Source organism: Psychromonas hadalis ATCC BAA-638 (assembly GCF_000420245.1).
Lineage (GTDB): Bacteria > Pseudomonadota > Gammaproteobacteria > Enterobacterales > Psychromonadaceae > Psychromonas > Psychromonas hadalis.
Window position 1 is genome coordinate 1 of the sequence record NZ_ATUO01000010.1, and the last position, 16,134, is coordinate 16,134.

At 39.9% G+C, this 16,134-nt stretch carries 17 protein-coding genes; 6 read left to right on the forward strand and 11 right to left on the reverse strand.

Going from position 1 to position 16,134, the window contains the following annotated elements:
• Positions 1–383: 383 nt before the first annotated feature.
• The 4 genes from ruvX to rsmE are packed head-to-tail and all read right to left on the reverse strand — an operon-like array spanning position 384 to position 3,206.
• The gene (gene ruvX / locus G322_RS0102360) at positions 384–836 is read right to left on the reverse strand and encodes a Holliday junction resolvase RuvX (protein ID WP_022940210.1); all 453 of its coding nucleotides are present in this window, start codon (positions 834–836) and stop codon (positions 384–386) included.
• Entirely contained in the window at positions 833–1,471 is a 639-nt protein-coding gene (locus G322_RS0102365; RefSeq protein WP_022940211.1) for a YqgE/AlgH family protein, read from the reverse strand. Before G322_RS0102365 ends, ruvX begins: the two co-directional genes overlap by 4 nt.
• 49 nt (positions 1,472–1,520) lie before the next feature.
• Positions 1,521–2,468 (reverse strand): glutathione synthase, encoded by a 948-nt coding sequence (gene gshB, locus G322_RS0102370; RefSeq protein ID WP_022940212.1) that lies wholly within the window; start codon positions 2,466–2,468, stop codon positions 1,521–1,523.
• 9 nt (positions 2,469–2,477) lie between these two features.
• Positions 2,478–3,206: a 16S rRNA (uracil(1498)-N(3))-methyltransferase gene (rsmE, locus tag G322_RS0102375; protein ID WP_022940213.1), complete on the reverse strand. Its 729-nt coding sequence runs from the start codon at positions 3,204–3,206 to the stop codon at positions 2,478–2,480.
• A gap of 138 nt (positions 3,207–3,344) precedes the next feature.
• On the opposite strand from rsmE, the gene G322_RS0102380 reads away from it, so the two are divergent.
• The 4 genes from G322_RS0102380 to G322_RS0102395 all read left to right on the forward strand — a co-directional run bounded on the left by G322_RS0102380 (position 3,345) and on the right by G322_RS0102395 (position 6,423).
• Positions 3,345–4,301 carry a methylenetetrahydrofolate reductase gene (locus G322_RS0102380; protein WP_022940214.1) on the forward strand — a complete coding sequence of 319 codons (957 nt, stop codon included), beginning with the start codon at positions 3,345–3,347 and terminating at the stop codon, positions 4,299–4,301.
• Positions 4,302–4,556: 255 nt separating this feature from the next.
• Positions 4,557–5,336, forward strand: coding sequence for a threonine/serine exporter family protein (locus tag G322_RS0102385; protein ID WP_022940215.1), 780 nt, complete (start codon positions 4,557–4,559; stop codon positions 5,334–5,336).
• A gap of 256 nt (positions 5,337–5,592) precedes the next feature.
• A complete protein-coding gene (locus tag G322_RS0102390) occupies positions 5,593–6,057 on the forward strand; it encodes a threonine/serine exporter family protein (protein WP_022940216.1) in 465 nt (154 codons plus the stop codon).
• A 30-nt stretch (positions 6,058–6,087) separates the two neighbouring features.
• On the forward strand, positions 6,088–6,423 hold the full coding sequence (locus tag G322_RS0102395; RefSeq protein ID WP_022940217.1) for a PBPRA1643 family SWIM/SEC-C metal-binding motif protein: 336 nt from the start codon (positions 6,088–6,090) through the stop codon (positions 6,421–6,423).
• 101 nt (positions 6,424–6,524) lie between these two features.
• Here G322_RS0102395 and G322_RS24725 read toward each other — a convergent pair whose 3' ends face one another.
• Positions 6,525–6,740 carry a GDCCVxC domain-containing (seleno)protein gene (locus G322_RS24725; protein ID WP_483826388.1) on the reverse strand — a complete coding sequence of 72 codons (216 nt, stop codon included), beginning with the start codon at positions 6,738–6,740 and terminating at the stop codon, positions 6,525–6,527.
• Positions 6,741–6,835: 95 nt separating this feature from the next.
• Positions 6,836–7,819, reverse strand: coding sequence for a DUF2333 family protein (locus tag G322_RS0102400; RefSeq protein ID WP_022940218.1), 984 nt, complete (start codon positions 7,817–7,819; stop codon positions 6,836–6,838).
• A 116-nt stretch (positions 7,820–7,935) separates the two neighbouring features.
• Between G322_RS0102400 and folA the strand changes: the two genes are divergently transcribed.
• Both folA and G322_RS0102410 read left to right on the forward strand, forming a co-directional pair.
• The gene (folA, locus tag G322_RS0102405; protein WP_022940219.1) at positions 7,936–8,430 is read left to right on the forward strand and encodes a type 3 dihydrofolate reductase; all 495 of its coding nucleotides are present in this window, start codon (positions 7,936–7,938) and stop codon (positions 8,428–8,430) included.
• Between the two features lie 49 nt (positions 8,431–8,479).
• Positions 8,480–9,763: a GGDEF domain-containing response regulator gene (locus G322_RS0102410; RefSeq protein ID WP_022940220.1), complete on the forward strand. Its 1,284-nt coding sequence runs from the start codon at positions 8,480–8,482 to the stop codon at positions 9,761–9,763.
• 3 nt (positions 9,764–9,766) lie between these two features.
• Here the strand turns inward: G322_RS0102410 and G322_RS0102415 are convergent, their stop codons facing one another.
• The 5 genes from G322_RS0102415 to lptD are packed head-to-tail and all read right to left on the reverse strand — an operon-like array spanning position 9,767 to position 16,120.
• Positions 9,767–10,591, reverse strand: coding sequence for a symmetrical bis(5'-nucleosyl)-tetraphosphatase (locus G322_RS0102415; RefSeq protein ID WP_022940221.1), 825 nt, complete (start codon positions 10,589–10,591; stop codon positions 9,767–9,769).
• Entirely contained in the window at positions 10,591–11,415 is an 825-nt protein-coding gene (gene rsmA / locus G322_RS0102420; protein ID WP_022940222.1) for a 16S rRNA (adenine(1518)-N(6)/adenine(1519)-N(6))-dimethyltransferase RsmA, read from the reverse strand. The genes G322_RS0102415 and rsmA overlap by 1 nt, the downstream gene beginning before the upstream one ends.
• 12 nt (positions 11,416–11,427) lie before the next feature.
• Positions 11,428–12,423: a 4-hydroxythreonine-4-phosphate dehydrogenase PdxA gene (gene pdxA / locus G322_RS0102425; RefSeq protein WP_022940223.1), complete on the reverse strand. Its 996-nt coding sequence runs from the start codon at positions 12,421–12,423 to the stop codon at positions 11,428–11,430.
• A gap of 1 nt (position 12,424) precedes the next feature.
• Positions 12,425–13,750, reverse strand: coding sequence for a peptidylprolyl isomerase SurA (gene surA / locus G322_RS0102430; protein WP_022940224.1), 1,326 nt, complete (start codon positions 13,748–13,750; stop codon positions 12,425–12,427).
• 21 nt (positions 13,751–13,771) lie between these two features.
• Positions 13,772–16,120, reverse strand: coding sequence for an LPS assembly protein LptD (lptD, locus tag G322_RS0102435; protein WP_022940225.1), 2,349 nt, complete (start codon positions 16,118–16,120; stop codon positions 13,772–13,774).
• Positions 16,121–16,134 lie beyond the last annotated feature (14 nt).

Here is a 16,134-nt window from a genome sequence, read left to right on the forward strand (position 1 = left end):
ATTTAAGGCGTAAATTGACGTAAATGGTTGTTCCCTTTACAAAACTTACAACGCAGAAGTGAGTTGTTTTAACCAGTAAAATAGATTAGCTATTTACTGTAATTGGTATTACATAGCGGATACGAAGATAACACAAAAAACAATCAGTCCTTCAAGACGTTAATTTTTGCTTTCCAAACTTCGTGGTTAATCGGTTTTTTTGGGGAGGAGTGTAATACCATTCCGCTTAATATAATGATCAGGTTTTACGCAGGGTAAATGACTAAGGTCAAGGCGCATGATGGAGTAATAGCCGGCTATTGCGATTGAATGCAACGCAGATATTAGTAATTTAAACCAGTAAAAACGATCAGTTACTTAGGCGGATTGGTATAAGTGCTCATTCAGCGCTGTTGCAGGTTAGCTTCCATCCAACTCTCTAAAATCAAGGCCGCAGAAACGCTGTCTATTTTCCCTTTGTCTAATGCTTTAAAGCCACCTCGTTCAAAAATAAACTCTTTGGCGCTGGCAGTGGTTAAACGTTCATCTTGCAATGCTGTTTTCACACCGAAACGCCCATTAAGACGATTAGCAAACTTTTTAGCGCGCAGGGTGATCGGTTGCTCTGACCCATCCATATTCAGCGGTAAACCAACTACGATTAAATCGGGTTGCCATTCTTTAATCACTTTTTCAACAGTATCCCAATTAGGAATGCCATCGTTGGCTTTGATGGCGTGAATGGGTTGTGCGGTGGCGGTAATCATTTGACCGGTCGCGACACCGATACTTTTGGTGCCAAAATCAAAGCCTAATAGGCTTTGTGGTGCTTTATCTGTTGTCGTTGTAGCAGTCATGCGTGTCCTGTGGTGGTGGTGAGTTGCTCAGGGCTAATGCCTAAACGTTGCAGAGATGCACTCCAGCGTTTTTCGGCAGGGGTGTTAAAAATAATGTCGTTTTCACTCTCAATGGTGAGCCAATGGTTATCGTTCATCTCTTGCTCTAGTTGCCCAGAACTCCAGCTTGCGTAACCCAGTGCAACGATATATTTTTCAGGTGCATCATCGGTGCCAAGCGTTGATAATACCGCATTAGAATTAGACATCATTAAGTGCTCGTTAAGCTCGGTACTCTGTGAGTTATCCGCAAGTGGACTGTGCAGTACAAAACCGCGTTCAAGCTCGAGTGGCCCACCTAAAAAAACAGCATCTTCAAGGGGAGGCTCAGGTTGATGTTTAATGCTTTCTACATTGCTTAGTAGCTCTTGTAAGGTAAGTTTTACTGGGAAATTAATGATAAATCCCATTGCTCCCTCCTCATCATGCTCACAAAGATAAACAACGGACTGCTTAAAGTACGGGTCAGTGAGTGCGGGCATTGCAATTAAAAAGTGATCTTTAAGGGTGCTGAGCACCTCTGTTTTATCGCTATTAACATCGACTTCATTTTGCTGAAGTTCAGGATTAGCACTTTTATTTATTTTATCATTCATGTGAACCCCCTTTAGTTGCCATACCTTGAGTATGGCAAATTATAACAAATTATCGAATACGCTTTTCAATGGCGTCCATTAATTTTCCTGCAATGTTTGTGCCGTAGGCGTTATCTATCTCTTGAATACAGGTTGGGCTAGTGACGTTAATCTCGGTTATTTTGTCACCAATTACATCTAAGCCAACAAATATCAGCCCTTTCTCTTTGAGTTTAGGACCAATACTGTTAGCAATAAACCAATCAGATTCAGAAAGAGGTTGTGCGACACCACGGCCACCCGCCGCTAAATTACCGCGTGTTTCCCCTTTCGCAGGAATACGTGCCAAAGAGTAAGGCATCGGCTCGCCATCAACAATTAAAATACGTTTATCGCCATCTTTGATAGCAGGAATAAAGGCTTGTGCCATAGTGTAACGTGTTTCATGTTCGGTAAGCGTTTCGATGATCACCCCTAAGTTGGCATCTTTCTCTTTGATACGGAAAATAGACGCGCCACCCATGCCATCAAGTGGCTTTAAAATGATATCTTTATGTTTTTGGTGGAATGCACGGATTTTATCACTACTGCGTGTTACCAGTGTGGGAGGGGTGAATTCACTAAACCATGCGGTGAACAGTTTCTCATTAGCATCACGTAGGCTTTGTGGTTTATTAACAATTAAACAACCTTCCTCTTCAGCGCGTTCAAGCAGATAGGTTGCGTAAATGTACTCAGTATCAAAAGGGGGATCTTTACGCATTAATACGGCGTCTAAATCGGCAAGAGGATGATCAACGGTTTCTTCAAGTTGATAAAAATTTCCCTCTTCACGTTGTACGGTAAGCTTTTTACTGCTTGCAAAACAACGTCCATCGTCTAAATAAAGATCCTTCATGGTGATGTAATAAAGTTCCCAACCGCGAGATTGTGCTTCTAATAACATCGCAAAACTTGAGTCTTTTTGAATTTTTATGTTTTCGATAGGATCCATCACGATCCCTATTTTTATAGTCATTTTAAATCCTTAAGCAAGATCGCCAAAGCGACATTGTAGTGCGGTAATTGCGGTTAACGCGGCGGTTTCGGTGCGTAATATACGCGGGCCGAGTAGCGTTTCAGTAAAATTAAGCGTTTCTGTTAATGTTATCTCTTGCTCACTTAATCCACCCTCTGGGCCGATCAATAGCGAGATATTGGTGATGTTGTCTGGCAGTGTATTAATCGAGTATTTAGCGCGCGGATGCAATGTTAGTTTGACTGCATCCGTAGGGGCTGAACACCAAGCAGTTAATTGCTCTGTTGCATGAATGGTAGGCACGCTATTACGACCAGATTGCTCACAGGCCGCAATGGCTATTTTTTGCCACTGTTGCTGTTTTTTTGCCATGCGCTCAAGGTTGATTTTAACCCCACAACGCTCACTAATGAGGGGGGTTATCTCATTAACACCCAGCTCAACGGCTTTTTGAATGACAAATTCCATGCGCTCACCCCGTGAGATAACTTGTCCTAAATGCAGATGTAAGGGGCTTTCATTATCAGTTTCGTGAAAATCATCAATGTGTACAGTGCAATTGCGTTTTTGTACATCAATTAACGTAGCAGAGTATTCACCACCTTGACCGTTAAAAAGGGTGATTGTTCCTTTCACTTTCAAACGCAATACACGGATATGTTGCGTTACATCATCACCCAGTTGCACTGTTTGTTTAACGGTTAATGGTTGTGGATCATAAAATCGAGGTTGGCGCATATTGTTCTATCTTGTTATCTCATTAGGTTGTTAGTATAACGCAAAAAGTTTGTTGAAAACTAACGCTTATTTATTATTAATTTTCACTCAGATATGCGACAATTTATTCATATTATTTTGTATTTAAAGAAGAGTGCCATGTCAGATTCAATATTAAGAGATAAGTCGAATGATCCCAAGCAGGGTGTCTATTTTATTGGTACTACACCACCCAAGCAGGATACTGATATTGCACTTGTTTCAGGCATTGCTGATAAACTGCTCAACCGTTTAGCGGAGATAGATTATGACGGTTTGATTGTTTACGATATTCAAGATGAAACTTCTCGTATCGATAAACCACGGCCTTTCCCGTTTAAATATACCCATGATTCTCGGCTTTATTCAAAGTTATTACACGATAAATGTGGTAAACCGGTGATCACCTATAAAAGTGTTTCTCAACGCGACAGTGCCGATTTTTCTGCGTGGTTAAGTGACGCATGGCATCAATTTTCAGTGCGTGACATCGTGTTAGTGGGTAGCCCTTCTGCCAATGGCGAAATTAAACTGTCACTCAATGATGCTTATGATGTGTTAAAAAAACACAATTTAGATTTTCATCTTGGTGGCGTTACCATTGCAGAACGCCATATTGCTAAAGGTGATGAGCACTTACGTTTAACCAATAAAGTGCTACAGGGGTGTGAGTTTTTCATTTCACAAGCGGTTTATAATGCGCAAGCAACGATTGACTTGTTAACCCGTTACGCGTCGCAATGTAAAGCAAAGGGGGTAAAACCTAAACGTATTGTATTAACATTTTCACCTTGTGGCAGCGCTAAAACATTAGAATTTATAGAATGGTTAGGTATCTCGGTACCAGAAGCCACTAAATTGCGTATTTTAGAGTCAGATAACCCACTTAAAGAATCGTTACTGATTAGTCGCAATAACTTTGAGCAGATTTTACAAGCTTGTCTACCTTTAAATATTCCATTTGGTTTGAATATTGAAAGTTTAACCAATCGTAAAGAGGAGATAGATGCCGCCATTTTGTTATTCAAACTGCTTAAAGCGACATTAGATCTGAAATTGGCAGAATCGCAGCTGTAACCACTATTACAATTTGAACTCTGTGCCTTCATTTAATAACATCAACACCAAGGCACAGAGTTTATAAAGAGATGATTATTTAACCTTTTTTCGTGTCTTCGTGGTTAATTTTACTGGTGTTTTCTTCTCTGCTTGCCATCTCGTTCTTTTTTAGCAGTGAATATTTCCCTCAATTCTTCTTTTTTGTGATAAAAAACAAAGAATTTTTTACATTTATCGTTATGATCCCTTTTTTATTTCTGGATCCCTCTGTTAATGAAGTTAACTCATGAAGCGCAAACTGAACTGACCCGTATTGCGGTGAAAGCAGGGCAGATTTTGCATCAACATGGTGCTGAAAGCCGTTTGGTTGAACAAACTACTCAACGTATTGGTGTCGCACTCGGTGCGCAAAGTATTGAACTTTCAGTTAGCTCTGATGCCATTGTGATCACTAGCTTGTTTGAAGGTAATTGCGTCACGACCACAAGGCGCTGTTATGATCGGGGCATCAATATGCAGATGGTCTGTGATGTACTACGTATCTGTGTGATGTTGGAAAAACAGTTACTTGATGCTGCCCAAGTGAAAGAGCGCTTAGCACGTTTAAAACCCTACAAATATAATCGTTGGTTAGTGGTGGTGATGATCGGTTTTTCCTGTGCGAGCTTTAGCCATTTTTTTGGAGGAGATTGGCCTGTTTATATCACTACTTTTTTTGCATCTGCGGGGGCGATGATTTTACGTCAAGAGTTAGCCCATCGGCATCATAATCCCTTTGTAAACTTTGCATTATCTGCTTTTGTCGCAACCTCTATTGCCAGTATTGGAGTCATCTATCAGTTTGGTGATAAACCACAAATTGCATTGGCAGCTTCTGTGCTGTTATTGGTGCCTGGTTTTCCATTGATTAATGCGGTTTCTGACATACTAAAAGGGCATATCAGCACCGGGATAGCACGCTGGGTATTTGCAACGATGCTCACTATTAGTGTATCAATCGGTATTGTTACCTCAATGACCCTGACGGGTGTTTCAGGGTGGTTATCCCCATGATACTTCAAGATGCAAAGTCAGCAAGGCAAATCGTGCCAAGATGCTAGGCATAAAATTGAAGTATAGCGTTCTACAGTGAAGTTTTATAACGACGCAGATTGGTGCAAGTTGCCTTGCCCTTCGGGGTGTGAGCTCGAAAACCAGATCCGCGTTACAACAATCGAAAAGTGAATAACAATTAGCTCATGTTGTGCCTTGCTCTGGTGTCCGAGCTCGCACCTGACAAAGCATCTTGAGGTAACATGGGGATATACTAATGGAACTTTTAACGTTAATAATTATTGATGCATTATTTGCCGCTGTGCCTGCCGTTGGCTTTGCGATGGTCTTTAATGTGCCTAAAAAGATGCTTATCTATTGTGCTATCGGTGGTGCGTTGGCACATAGCTTGCGTTTTTTATTGATGAATTTCGATGTGCAGATTGAATGGGCAACCTTGATTGCCTCTAGTTCAATGGGATTTTTAGGGCTTTATTGGTCACGTAAACGGTTAATCCCCAGACCTGTATTTACGGTGGCTTCTGTTATCCCGATGATCCCCGGTAGTTTTGCATTTACCACCGTGATTGGTTTGGTTGAGCTTAATAGTGCAGGTTATAGTATTGAAATAATGCAAATAGTCACTGAAAATGGACTAAAAACGCTGTTTATTTTAGGTGCATTAAGTTTTGGTTTAGCGTTACCGTCAATACTCATTTACCGAGGCAGGCCAATCGTATAAACTGCGCTCAATTAATATGAGGAACAGACCATGTCAGATAAATTTTTCTTCAAAGGAAGAAAAGAAAAGAAACCAAAACACACGAGTTACGGTTTTAATACTAAACGCAGTGCAAAATCGGGCACTGAAATACACCCATTTAGTTTGCTAGTACAAAGTGAAGTAAGAAAGTTAGAAATTGAAGATATCTTAACAGAGCATCACTTATTTGCTGAGATTGAAGTGAACGAAAGCAAAGATGAAAATATCATTGAGCTTGAAGGTTTTTTAAACAGACCGAAAACAACCACTTTTGAGAAAATGCCTAAGCGCAATGAGCCTTGTTCTTGTGGTAGTGGTAAAAAATATAAGAAGTGCTGTGGATAGATCACCTGTTTTTAGTGGCGCATGACGTTCCTTACTGAATAGGTGGGCATTTCATACCATTCCGCTTAATAAAGTGGTCAGAGTTTACGTAGGAAAAAGAGTTAAGAGCAAGGCGCATGATTGAGTAATAGCTGGCTATTGTGATTGAGTGCAACGCAGATACTGACTTTTTTAACAAGTAAAAGTGACCAAATACTTAGGCAGATTGGTATCACATCACCGTAAGAGCAAAAAACACAGCAATCGCCATGTTTAGGTTTTAATCGTGTTTGACACGACTGGCATTGATAAAAAAAGAGACAAGCGTCCGTGGGCATTGTCTCTTTTTTTTTGAAAGTGGCAAAATGGGCAGGTCAGTGTACTTTGTAATAAAATTTCACTCATGATCGTTGCCCTTAATCTCACTCAAGTATTACCCCTGCTCTAATAAACGACGAAGATCAATTAAGGCCGCATTGGCGCGTGATACGTAATTTGCCATGACCAAAGAGTGGTTCGCTAAAATACCAAAACCACTACCATTGAGTATCATCGGTGTCCAAACTGTCTCTTGCGTGGCTTCTAAATCGCGAATGATCTGTTTTAGGCTAACCTGTGCATTTTTCTTTTCCAGTACATCTGCAAAGTCAATTTCAGCGGCTTTTAAAAAGTGTAATATTGCCCATGTTGCGCCACGACTTTCATAAAAAACATCGTCAATTTTCCACCATGATGTTTTTACCATTGTCTGGGCTGCGGTTGTGGTTGATTGTTTTGCATTTGGATCGCCTGCTAACGCGGTATTGTATCTGTCGTGACCCACACTGGCACTTAAACGATGTGAGATAGAGCCAAGACGCTTTTCAACTTCACGTAACCAGTCTCCTAAATTATCCGCACGGGTGTAAAATTGTGCTTCGCTCGCATCTTGCGCCATTAACCGTGTACGGTAACGTTTCAGGGCTTTAATGGCATCGGAATATTCACTTTCTGCACTGGGCAGTTGCCAACTTTTATGGGAAATATTAAGTTTACTTTGTGCAATTTCTAAATCTTTATCACCTGTTGATTGCGATTGAGAGCGACTAAAATCTAACCGCATTGCTAAGGCTAAATCACGAGTTTGCTCTAACACTCCGTACTCAAAGGCCGGCATGTTATCCATTAATATACCCGGTGGGGTAATATCATTTGAGAGAAAACCACCGGGTTTATTGATTAACCACTCAGTAATATCAATCAGTGTTGAGGTGGTGGTATAACCTGCAACAATAGTATGATTATTCATTTTAGCGGTTTCAGTGGTTTTGAGTTTTACATTATACGCGACTGGCATCCAACCCCACCAGAGTGAGACAGCCCAAAGAATAAGGGTAACAATAGACAAGCCCGCAATGATTGATTTTTTTCCGAACATAATACTTCTTCCATTTTAAGAACAGATCATCTATTCATCATAACAATGCGTAAAATTTTATGCATCATTTAAACTATTTATTTGATAACCTTATAAAAAATAAATTAAGGAATATGATGAAAATTTCAATGATCGTTGCGATGGCAAAAAACAGAGTTATCGGCTTTGATAATAAGATGCCGTGGCATCTGCCAGCAGACCTGAAGTTTTTTAAACGTGTGACATTAGGTAAGCCTGTGATAATGGGACGAAAAACCTATGATTCTATTGGTCGTCCACTACCTGGTCGTCAAAATATCGTATTAACGCGTGATAAAACGCTCACCATCACCGGGGTGGATTGTGTACAGACGGTTGAGCAAGCGTTGCAATTAGTTGCTTCTGTTGATGAGGTCATGGTGATCGGTGGAGCGACTATTTACGAGCAATTTTTGCCAAAGGCAGACCGTTTATACCTTACTTTTATTGATCTTAAAACGCTGGGAGATACTTTTTTTCCTGATTATGAAGCGTTAGCGAGTTGGTCTGAAGTGGCGCGAGAGAAACATATTAAAGATGATAAAAATGGTTACAACTATCAGTTTGTTACCTTAAATCGCGTAGTAAATTAAAAAAGGGCTATCTTTAATAAAAGATAAGACTCATGTGTTTGGAAGAGATATGTATAACAAGTTATCAAAAAATATTTTGGTGGTAGAAGACAGCGTGATGTTCACACGCATTTTAAAGCGTAGTATAGAATCTGTAGATGGTTTTAAAGTGATCACTGTAGAAAGTTTTGGTGCGTTAAAACAGTTATTATCTGAAAAAAAATACCAATTTTTTGCTAGTTTATTAGATGTTAATCTACCTGATGCCCCTAATGGTGAAGTGATTGATTTTGTTTTAGCACATAATATTCCCTCTATTATTTTTACCGGCAAACTTGATGAGAGCTTTCGCAAAAAGATATACACCAAGGGGATTGTAGATTATGTTTTAAAAGAGGGCCCTGCCAATATTGAATATGTTGTTTCCCTACTTAGCCAACTTAAGCGTAACAGTAATATTGATGTGTTAGTTGTTGATGATTCTATTAGTGTGCGCTCTTATATCAAACACCTGTTAGTTATCTATCAATTTACTGTGTTTGAAGCAGTTGATGGTGTTGATGCTTTAGAAAAAGTGAAACGAAACTCCAACATTAGTTTAGTCTTAACCGATTTTAATATGCCTAATATGGATGGTTTAGCGTTAACCAAGCAGCTTCGTCGTCAATATAGTAGTCAACAGATGGCGATAATCGGCATGTCTGCATTTGGTAATAATCAGTTATCTGCTCATTTTTTAAAGTTAGGAGGCAGTGATTTCATTACTAAACCTTTTCTTGAAGAGGAGTTTTTCTGTCGTATTAATCAGAATATGGAGTTGCTTGAGCATATTAAACAGTTAAAGTTTTTAGCAACCAGAGACTTTTTAACGGGGTTATTTAACCGACGTTACTTTTTTGACGTTGGAAATAATATCGTTTCTGGTTATAAAAAGAAGGGGCTTAAACTGGGTATTGCACTGTTGGATATTGATCATTTTAAAAAGGTGAACGATAACTATGGTCATGATGCAGGTGATCTCGTTCTTTGTCAGTTAGGAAAACGATTAATTGATAATTTTGAAGTTGATGATTTAAGCTCTAGTATCGTTGCGCGTTATGGTGGTGAAGAGTTCTGCTTTTTATTGGTGGCGAAAACCCACTCTGAGATAGAGGCAAGTTTGTCTGCACTTCGGCAAAGTATCGAAGATGATAAATACGTATTAAAAGAGGGTTTTGAATTAAAGATAACAGCAAGTATCGGTCTGTTTACTGGAGAATCTGAAGATCTTAAAGTGGCGTTAAGCATTGCTGATAAAGCGTTATATCAAGCTAAAGCGAGTGGTCGTAATCAAGTTGTGGTACTCGATATATAAATGTCATTTTATAGGCAAAAGGGTACAGGCAAAAGAAAAGTGTTTTTTATCTTGCCAACGTAACATGGTTAAACTATTTCCCCATACGCAACCGGTGTCTAATCCATAAATACCCTGTTTATTAACCTTGCCTAATAGTGCTGCCCAGTGACCAAATAAAATGGGGCTACTTTGATCAACACTATCAAGCTCAAACCAAGGTTTCATGATGCTACTATCAGTTTCTGCTGGGCCAAGTTTATTTTTAAACTCTAATGAGCCATCTAAAAAACAGTAGCGCATGCGGGTAAATACGTTGATGATAAAGCGTAAACGCTCATCACCTTGTTGTGCTTCTGACCAGTTATTGGGATGGTTGCCGTACATATTTTTTAGTAACGTTTTGAAATGGCTACTGTGTAGTTCAGCTTCTACTTCAAGGGCAAGTTGCTCAGCTTGTTTGATCGTCCATTGTGGGCTAATGCCCGCATGCACCATTACAAAATCAAATTCTGGGTGGCGCAACATTAAAGGTTGTAAACGTAACCAGTTAAGCAGTTCATCACAATCGGGGGCATTGAGCAGTACATCGAGTTTATCGTTGCTTTTTGCTAGATGAATCCCTTGCCAAATCGCGAGTAGATGTAGGTCATGATTACCTAAAATTACTTTTGCACTGTCACCTAACCCTTTTACAAAACGCAGGGTTTCAAGCGATTGATTACCGCGGGCAACTAAATCACCTGCTAACCACAGTTCATCTTTATTGCTATCAAAGTTGGCAAGCGCAAGTAACTGTTGTAATTCATCATAACAGCCTTGGATATCACCAACAATATAGGTTGCCATTAAGCCTGTTCAGCCTGTTTCTCTTTTCTATCAAAAACGTAGTTAGCTAAACGCACATACTCTTCAACAGTGATGTTTTCTGCACGTTTAGTATGGTCAACTTGTAGCGCTTTTAGCTCTTCTACATCTAAAATATCACGTAAGCCATTACGAATGGTTTTACGGCGCTGATTAAAGGCCATTGAGCAGACTTGCGTTAATATTTTCATGCTTTTGGCAAGAAAAGGAGGCACATCATAAGGCTCTAAACGCACGAAGGCAGAATCTACTTTAGGTGCTGGAATAAAGGCGTTGGGTGGTACTTCTAAAACAGGAATAACTTTGCAATAGTATTGTGCCATCACGGTTAAACGTCCGTAAGCTTTACAATTAGGACCTGCGCAAAGGCGGTTTACCACCTCTTTTTGTAACATAAAATGCATATCTTTTATTTTATCTGCGTACTCAAAAAGATGGAACATCAATGGTGTTGAAATGTTATAAGGTAAGTTACCAAATACACGCAGTTGACGCTCTGTGCTGGCGAGTATGCCAAAATCAAACTGCATCGCATCGGCTTGGGTGATCTTGAGTTTAGGGGAAAGTATTGGATTTTTGGCTAAACGCTCTGCCAAATCTCTGTCTAATTCAATGACGTTTAAGAGGTTTACTTTTTCTGCCACAGGCATGGTTAATGCGCCCAGTCCGGGGCCAATCTCAACGATATTATCATCGGGTTGTGGTGAAATTGCAGAAACGATGGAGTCGATAATGTAATCATCGTGTAAAAAGTTCTGTCCGAAACGTTTACGTGCGGTGTGGCCTAAGTGTGTTTTATTGCTCATTCTCTATCTCTTCTATTTGTTCTGTTGGCTTGTAGCCATGGTGATTGCTTCATTCACTGCGCAGAATAAACTGCCTGCGTCTGCTTTTCCTGTGCCCGCTAAATCAAGGGCGGTACCGTGATCAACTGAGGTGCGAATATAGGGGAGTCCTAAGGTGATATTAACTGCTTTACCAAACCCTTTGTATTTAAGTACGGGTAAACCTTGATCGTGATACATCGCCAATACCACATCGGCATCTGCAAGGTATTTCTCTTGGAATAGGGTATCTGCGGGCAGTGGCCCAATTAAATTTATGCCCTGTAAGCGTAGTTTTTCAAGGGTCGGTTCAATGATTTCTATCTCTTCGCGTCCCATATGACCACCTTCACCTGCATGTGGATTTAATCCACAAACATAGATGCGTGGCGTTTTAATGCCATATTTAACCTGTAACTCGGTGTTTAAAATATTAATAATCGAGGTTAATCGTGCTTCCGTGATAGCATCAGAAACATCTTTAAGGGGTAAGTGAGTGGTGACTAGTGCCACGCGTAAATCTGTTGTCGCTAACATCATGACCACTAAGTCTGTATTTGATTGATCGGCAAAAAACTCTGTATGCCCGCTAAAGGTAAAACCAGCATCATTAATAATGCCTTTATGGACAGGGGCGGTCACTATCGCTGAAAACTCACCCGATAAGCAACCTTGGTTGGCAAAGCTTAATGTATCAAGCACATACTGGGCGTTACTTTTATTAAGTTTTCCTGCTTCTGAGGTAGTTTTAAGCGGTAGGTGGGCAATGGTTAATTCACCAACTTTTATTGTCTTTGAGTGTGGGTAATCAACTAATGTCACCTCCAAGTCTAGCTGCTTGATACGCGCTTCAAGTAAATATTTATCACCACAAATAACCAGTGGCGCAGCCCATTCTTGCGCTGCGAGTGTAAGAATAATATCCGTGCCAATACCGCTTGGCTCTCCAGCGGTAATGATGATTGGTTTAATATTATTGATAACGGACATCTTATTTTTTATCCGTTATATAGTCTGGATTATTAATTTTAATATACGCTTCTTGGCGAATCTCATTCATCCACGCATAAACTTCTGCTGGGAATCGTTGTTTAAACAGTAAACCATAGGCTTTTTGTTTAGTTGCATCTTCAGTGGTATCTGATTCACGTTTTTCCATTACCTGTAAAATATGCCAACCATGCATCGTATGAAAAGGTGCGCTGATCTCTCCCATTGGTATTGATAGTGCAAGATCTCTAAACTCAGGGACATACATGTTAGGATCTGCCCAGCCTAAATCTCCACCTTTTACCGCAGAACCGGGATCTTGAGAATGTGCAGTGGCAAGCTCTGCAAATGTTTTACTGCCATCTAAAATCTCTTTACGGTATTGAACAAGTAATTTTTTGGCTTTCTTATCACTGAGAATGATATTTGCTTTAATTAAGATGTGACGTGCTTTTACTTCAACGGTGATCACATTTTCAGAGCCTTTTTTGTCTAAGACTTTAATCAGGTGAATACCCATGTTAGTACGGAATGGACCAATGAGATCCCCTTTTTGGGTTTTTTGGTCATCAAAAACATTGGCAAATAAACTTGGGATCTCATCCAATGTTCGCCATCCCCAGTCTCCGCCTTCAAGCGCTTTAGGGCCTTGTGAGAATTCAATTGCCAGCGCTTGTACATTCGCACCCTCTGTGAGCTTTTTAGCTAACAGATCCGCTTGGATTATAATGGCCTGTTGTCTATCTTCTGATGCGTCGTCATCAACTCTAAGCATAATATGTGCAAAATGGAACTGAGTGGTTTTTTCGCCCTGTTCATTAAGACGTTTTACCATCTGTTCAACTTCTTGATCAGAGATATTAATACGCCGACGTACTTGGATTTGACGGATCTCATTGATGGTTAACTCATCACGAATGTTATCCACGTAGGCTGCATAACTATTACCCTGTTTTGCGATCTTTGCTTTTAATTGCACCAGTGTTAAACCATCATCTTTGGCAATCTGTTGTAGCGTTTGATCAAGCTGCGCATCATTAATGCGTAAACCGATACGCTGTGCAATTTGTAGCTGTAATCGGTCGGTGATCAACTTATCAAGGATCTGTTTTTGTAACTCGCCATCTGCGGGCAGTGCTTGGCCATTTTTTGTATAACGGCTACTAATATCCTTTTGCATACGCGTGATATCGCTAGTTAAGATAACCTCTTGATTGACCACCGCTTCAATTTTATCAACCAGTTGATTTTGTGCGCATACTATTGTCATGGGTGAGATGAAAATTCCGCAGATAAAAGGTAATAACACTTTTTTTAGTAATTTCATTTTCTGTCCGTTTTTGTTCGTTTACTGTAAATAGAAAGGGCGACCATAATCAAAAATCCCTTGTTCACCAGAGCTAAATCCGACACCACCAAGCCCTATTAGTTCAAAGGTGAAATTTATACTCTGCTCTGTTTCTGCGTTTTCTGCAATGTTATCTAAGTCACCATAATAGGGCAACATATGTTGATCAAAGGTAAAGCCAAATGCCCAACAGCAAGATTGGTATCTGAATCCAACAATGCTTTCATAGGATTGGTTATATTCAACATCGTGATAATAACTGGCAAATGCGGTCCATTGACTATTGAGTGACCAATTCATTTTAGCGCCTAGTTGATTGACTAATCCTTTGCTATCTATATACAAGTCATTCTCTTCTGGAATAGCAATATAGCGGTAGTTCAATTGTGCAAAAGTATTGTATAACCAGCGTTTTTCAAAGGTAGAGTTAGCACGTTTTATTTTATTGTTATCGGTATCCCACTCAAGTCCTGCATGGAAAAAATAGCTGTTCTCAAAGTTCATATCAAACTCACCAATCAATGATGAGCGCGTATCATCGATAATTTTATTGCCATTTTGTGGCAAATAGGTTTGCGAGGGGCTGAAGTAGTAGTTTTGACCAAGCGCAAAACGCATCTTCTCTTTGCCGTGGCTATTTAAGAAACTGCTCGAGATGCCTAAGGTAATTTGGTTAGCATCAGCAATCCGGTCATAACCAGAATAACGATTATCACGAAACAGGCCATAATAATCTTGTTGTAAACTGGTGGTATCGTAAACACCAATTGCTGATTGATCTTGATAAGGGACATAAAGATACTGTATCTGTGGCACTAATGTTTGTCGATAATCACTGTCCATGAATGAAAAATCACGTTCAAAGTTTACCCCTGAATGAATTTTAAAAGAGGGGATATAACGTGCCACACTTTTTTCTAATTCACTGTACCACGCCTCTTTGTGACTGTCGGGGAGAGTCTGTTCATAAAAACTGAGCATATATTTAAGCTCAGTATTTATAAACATTGAATTGTAATAGAGTGGCAGAGACAGTTTTGGCTCTAAGTGAATACGGGTACCGGTATAAACATTTTTATCACTATGATCAAACTTGGTGATCTCTGAATAAAAATCGAACTGTAAACTTTTCCAATCAATGGGCTGGTAAGCACTAAAGGCAAGCTTGGGCATCACTTTGTGAGGGGTATCACCCCCACCTAAAATTTGAAAAGAGCGTATTTCTAGTTCACTGTTCCAGCTCTCCTGACGGTAACTTAATTTTGCGGTTTGTAGTAGTTGGTTATCACTACGATCACCATAGGGGGTATCAATATCACTGAAGTAATAATCATCACTTACTTGGTTGTAACGGACGTTAAAGTTCCAGTGTTGTGCAAAATTGATATTATGATCCCAGTGATAAAGGTAACGGTCTTCGCCTCGTATTTTATCGTCTGCAAGGTATTCAGCTTGAATGCTACCGCTACCAGCGTCAAATAGATATCGGTATTCACCTGCAATTTTAGTACCGCGATTCTGCATATAGGTCGGGGTGATAGTGGCGTCCATATTAGGCGCTATATTGATATACAGTGGCTGAGTTAAGGTAAAACCATTAGTATCAGACATCTCATGACTTGGAAACAGAAGACCGGTTTTTCGTTTATCTGTTAATGGGTAAGTTACATAAGGAAAATAAAAAACAGGTACATCTTTAATACGTAACACGGCATTATAAGCACTGCCGACCGCCTCTACATTATCAATATACAAGGTGGTTGCATCTAATCGCCAAGTCGTGTCCTCTGGAGGACAAGCTGTATACGATGAGTCATTAAGCTCATACAGGTCTAAACCATTATCAAAAATACGCTGTGCATCACCCCGACCCCCTTGGCCATGAAATTGGTAGTCAGCTTGGGTTAGAATGCTTTGGTCATTGCTTAGATCCATCTCTATATCATCTGCAATGAGTGTTACTCCACCATTGATAAAATTCACATTTCCCTGTGCAGTGGCACGATCTTCATTGAGGTAATAGGTCATTTCATCTGCAGAGAGAAATTTATCTCCTTGTTTTAGATTTACATCACCTTGGTAGATAAATTTGCTGTTTGAGCCTGAAACAGAGAATGCGTCAATTTTCACCGGAATCTGATTATTAGGCTGGGTATTGGTATTCGGCACCAGTGGAGGGACCTTGTTATAACACTGACGGAAAAAGTCGTTAGACGAGCGTGGGGCAATCACCTGCTCTTCACTAGGCGCTTCTATTTCTTCATTCTCTGTTTGTGGGGATATTATCTGTTGCGCATAACTGCTTGGCAGAGGTAATAGTAGTAATAACCACGGGAATTTTTTAAACATTAACCATTCTCAAA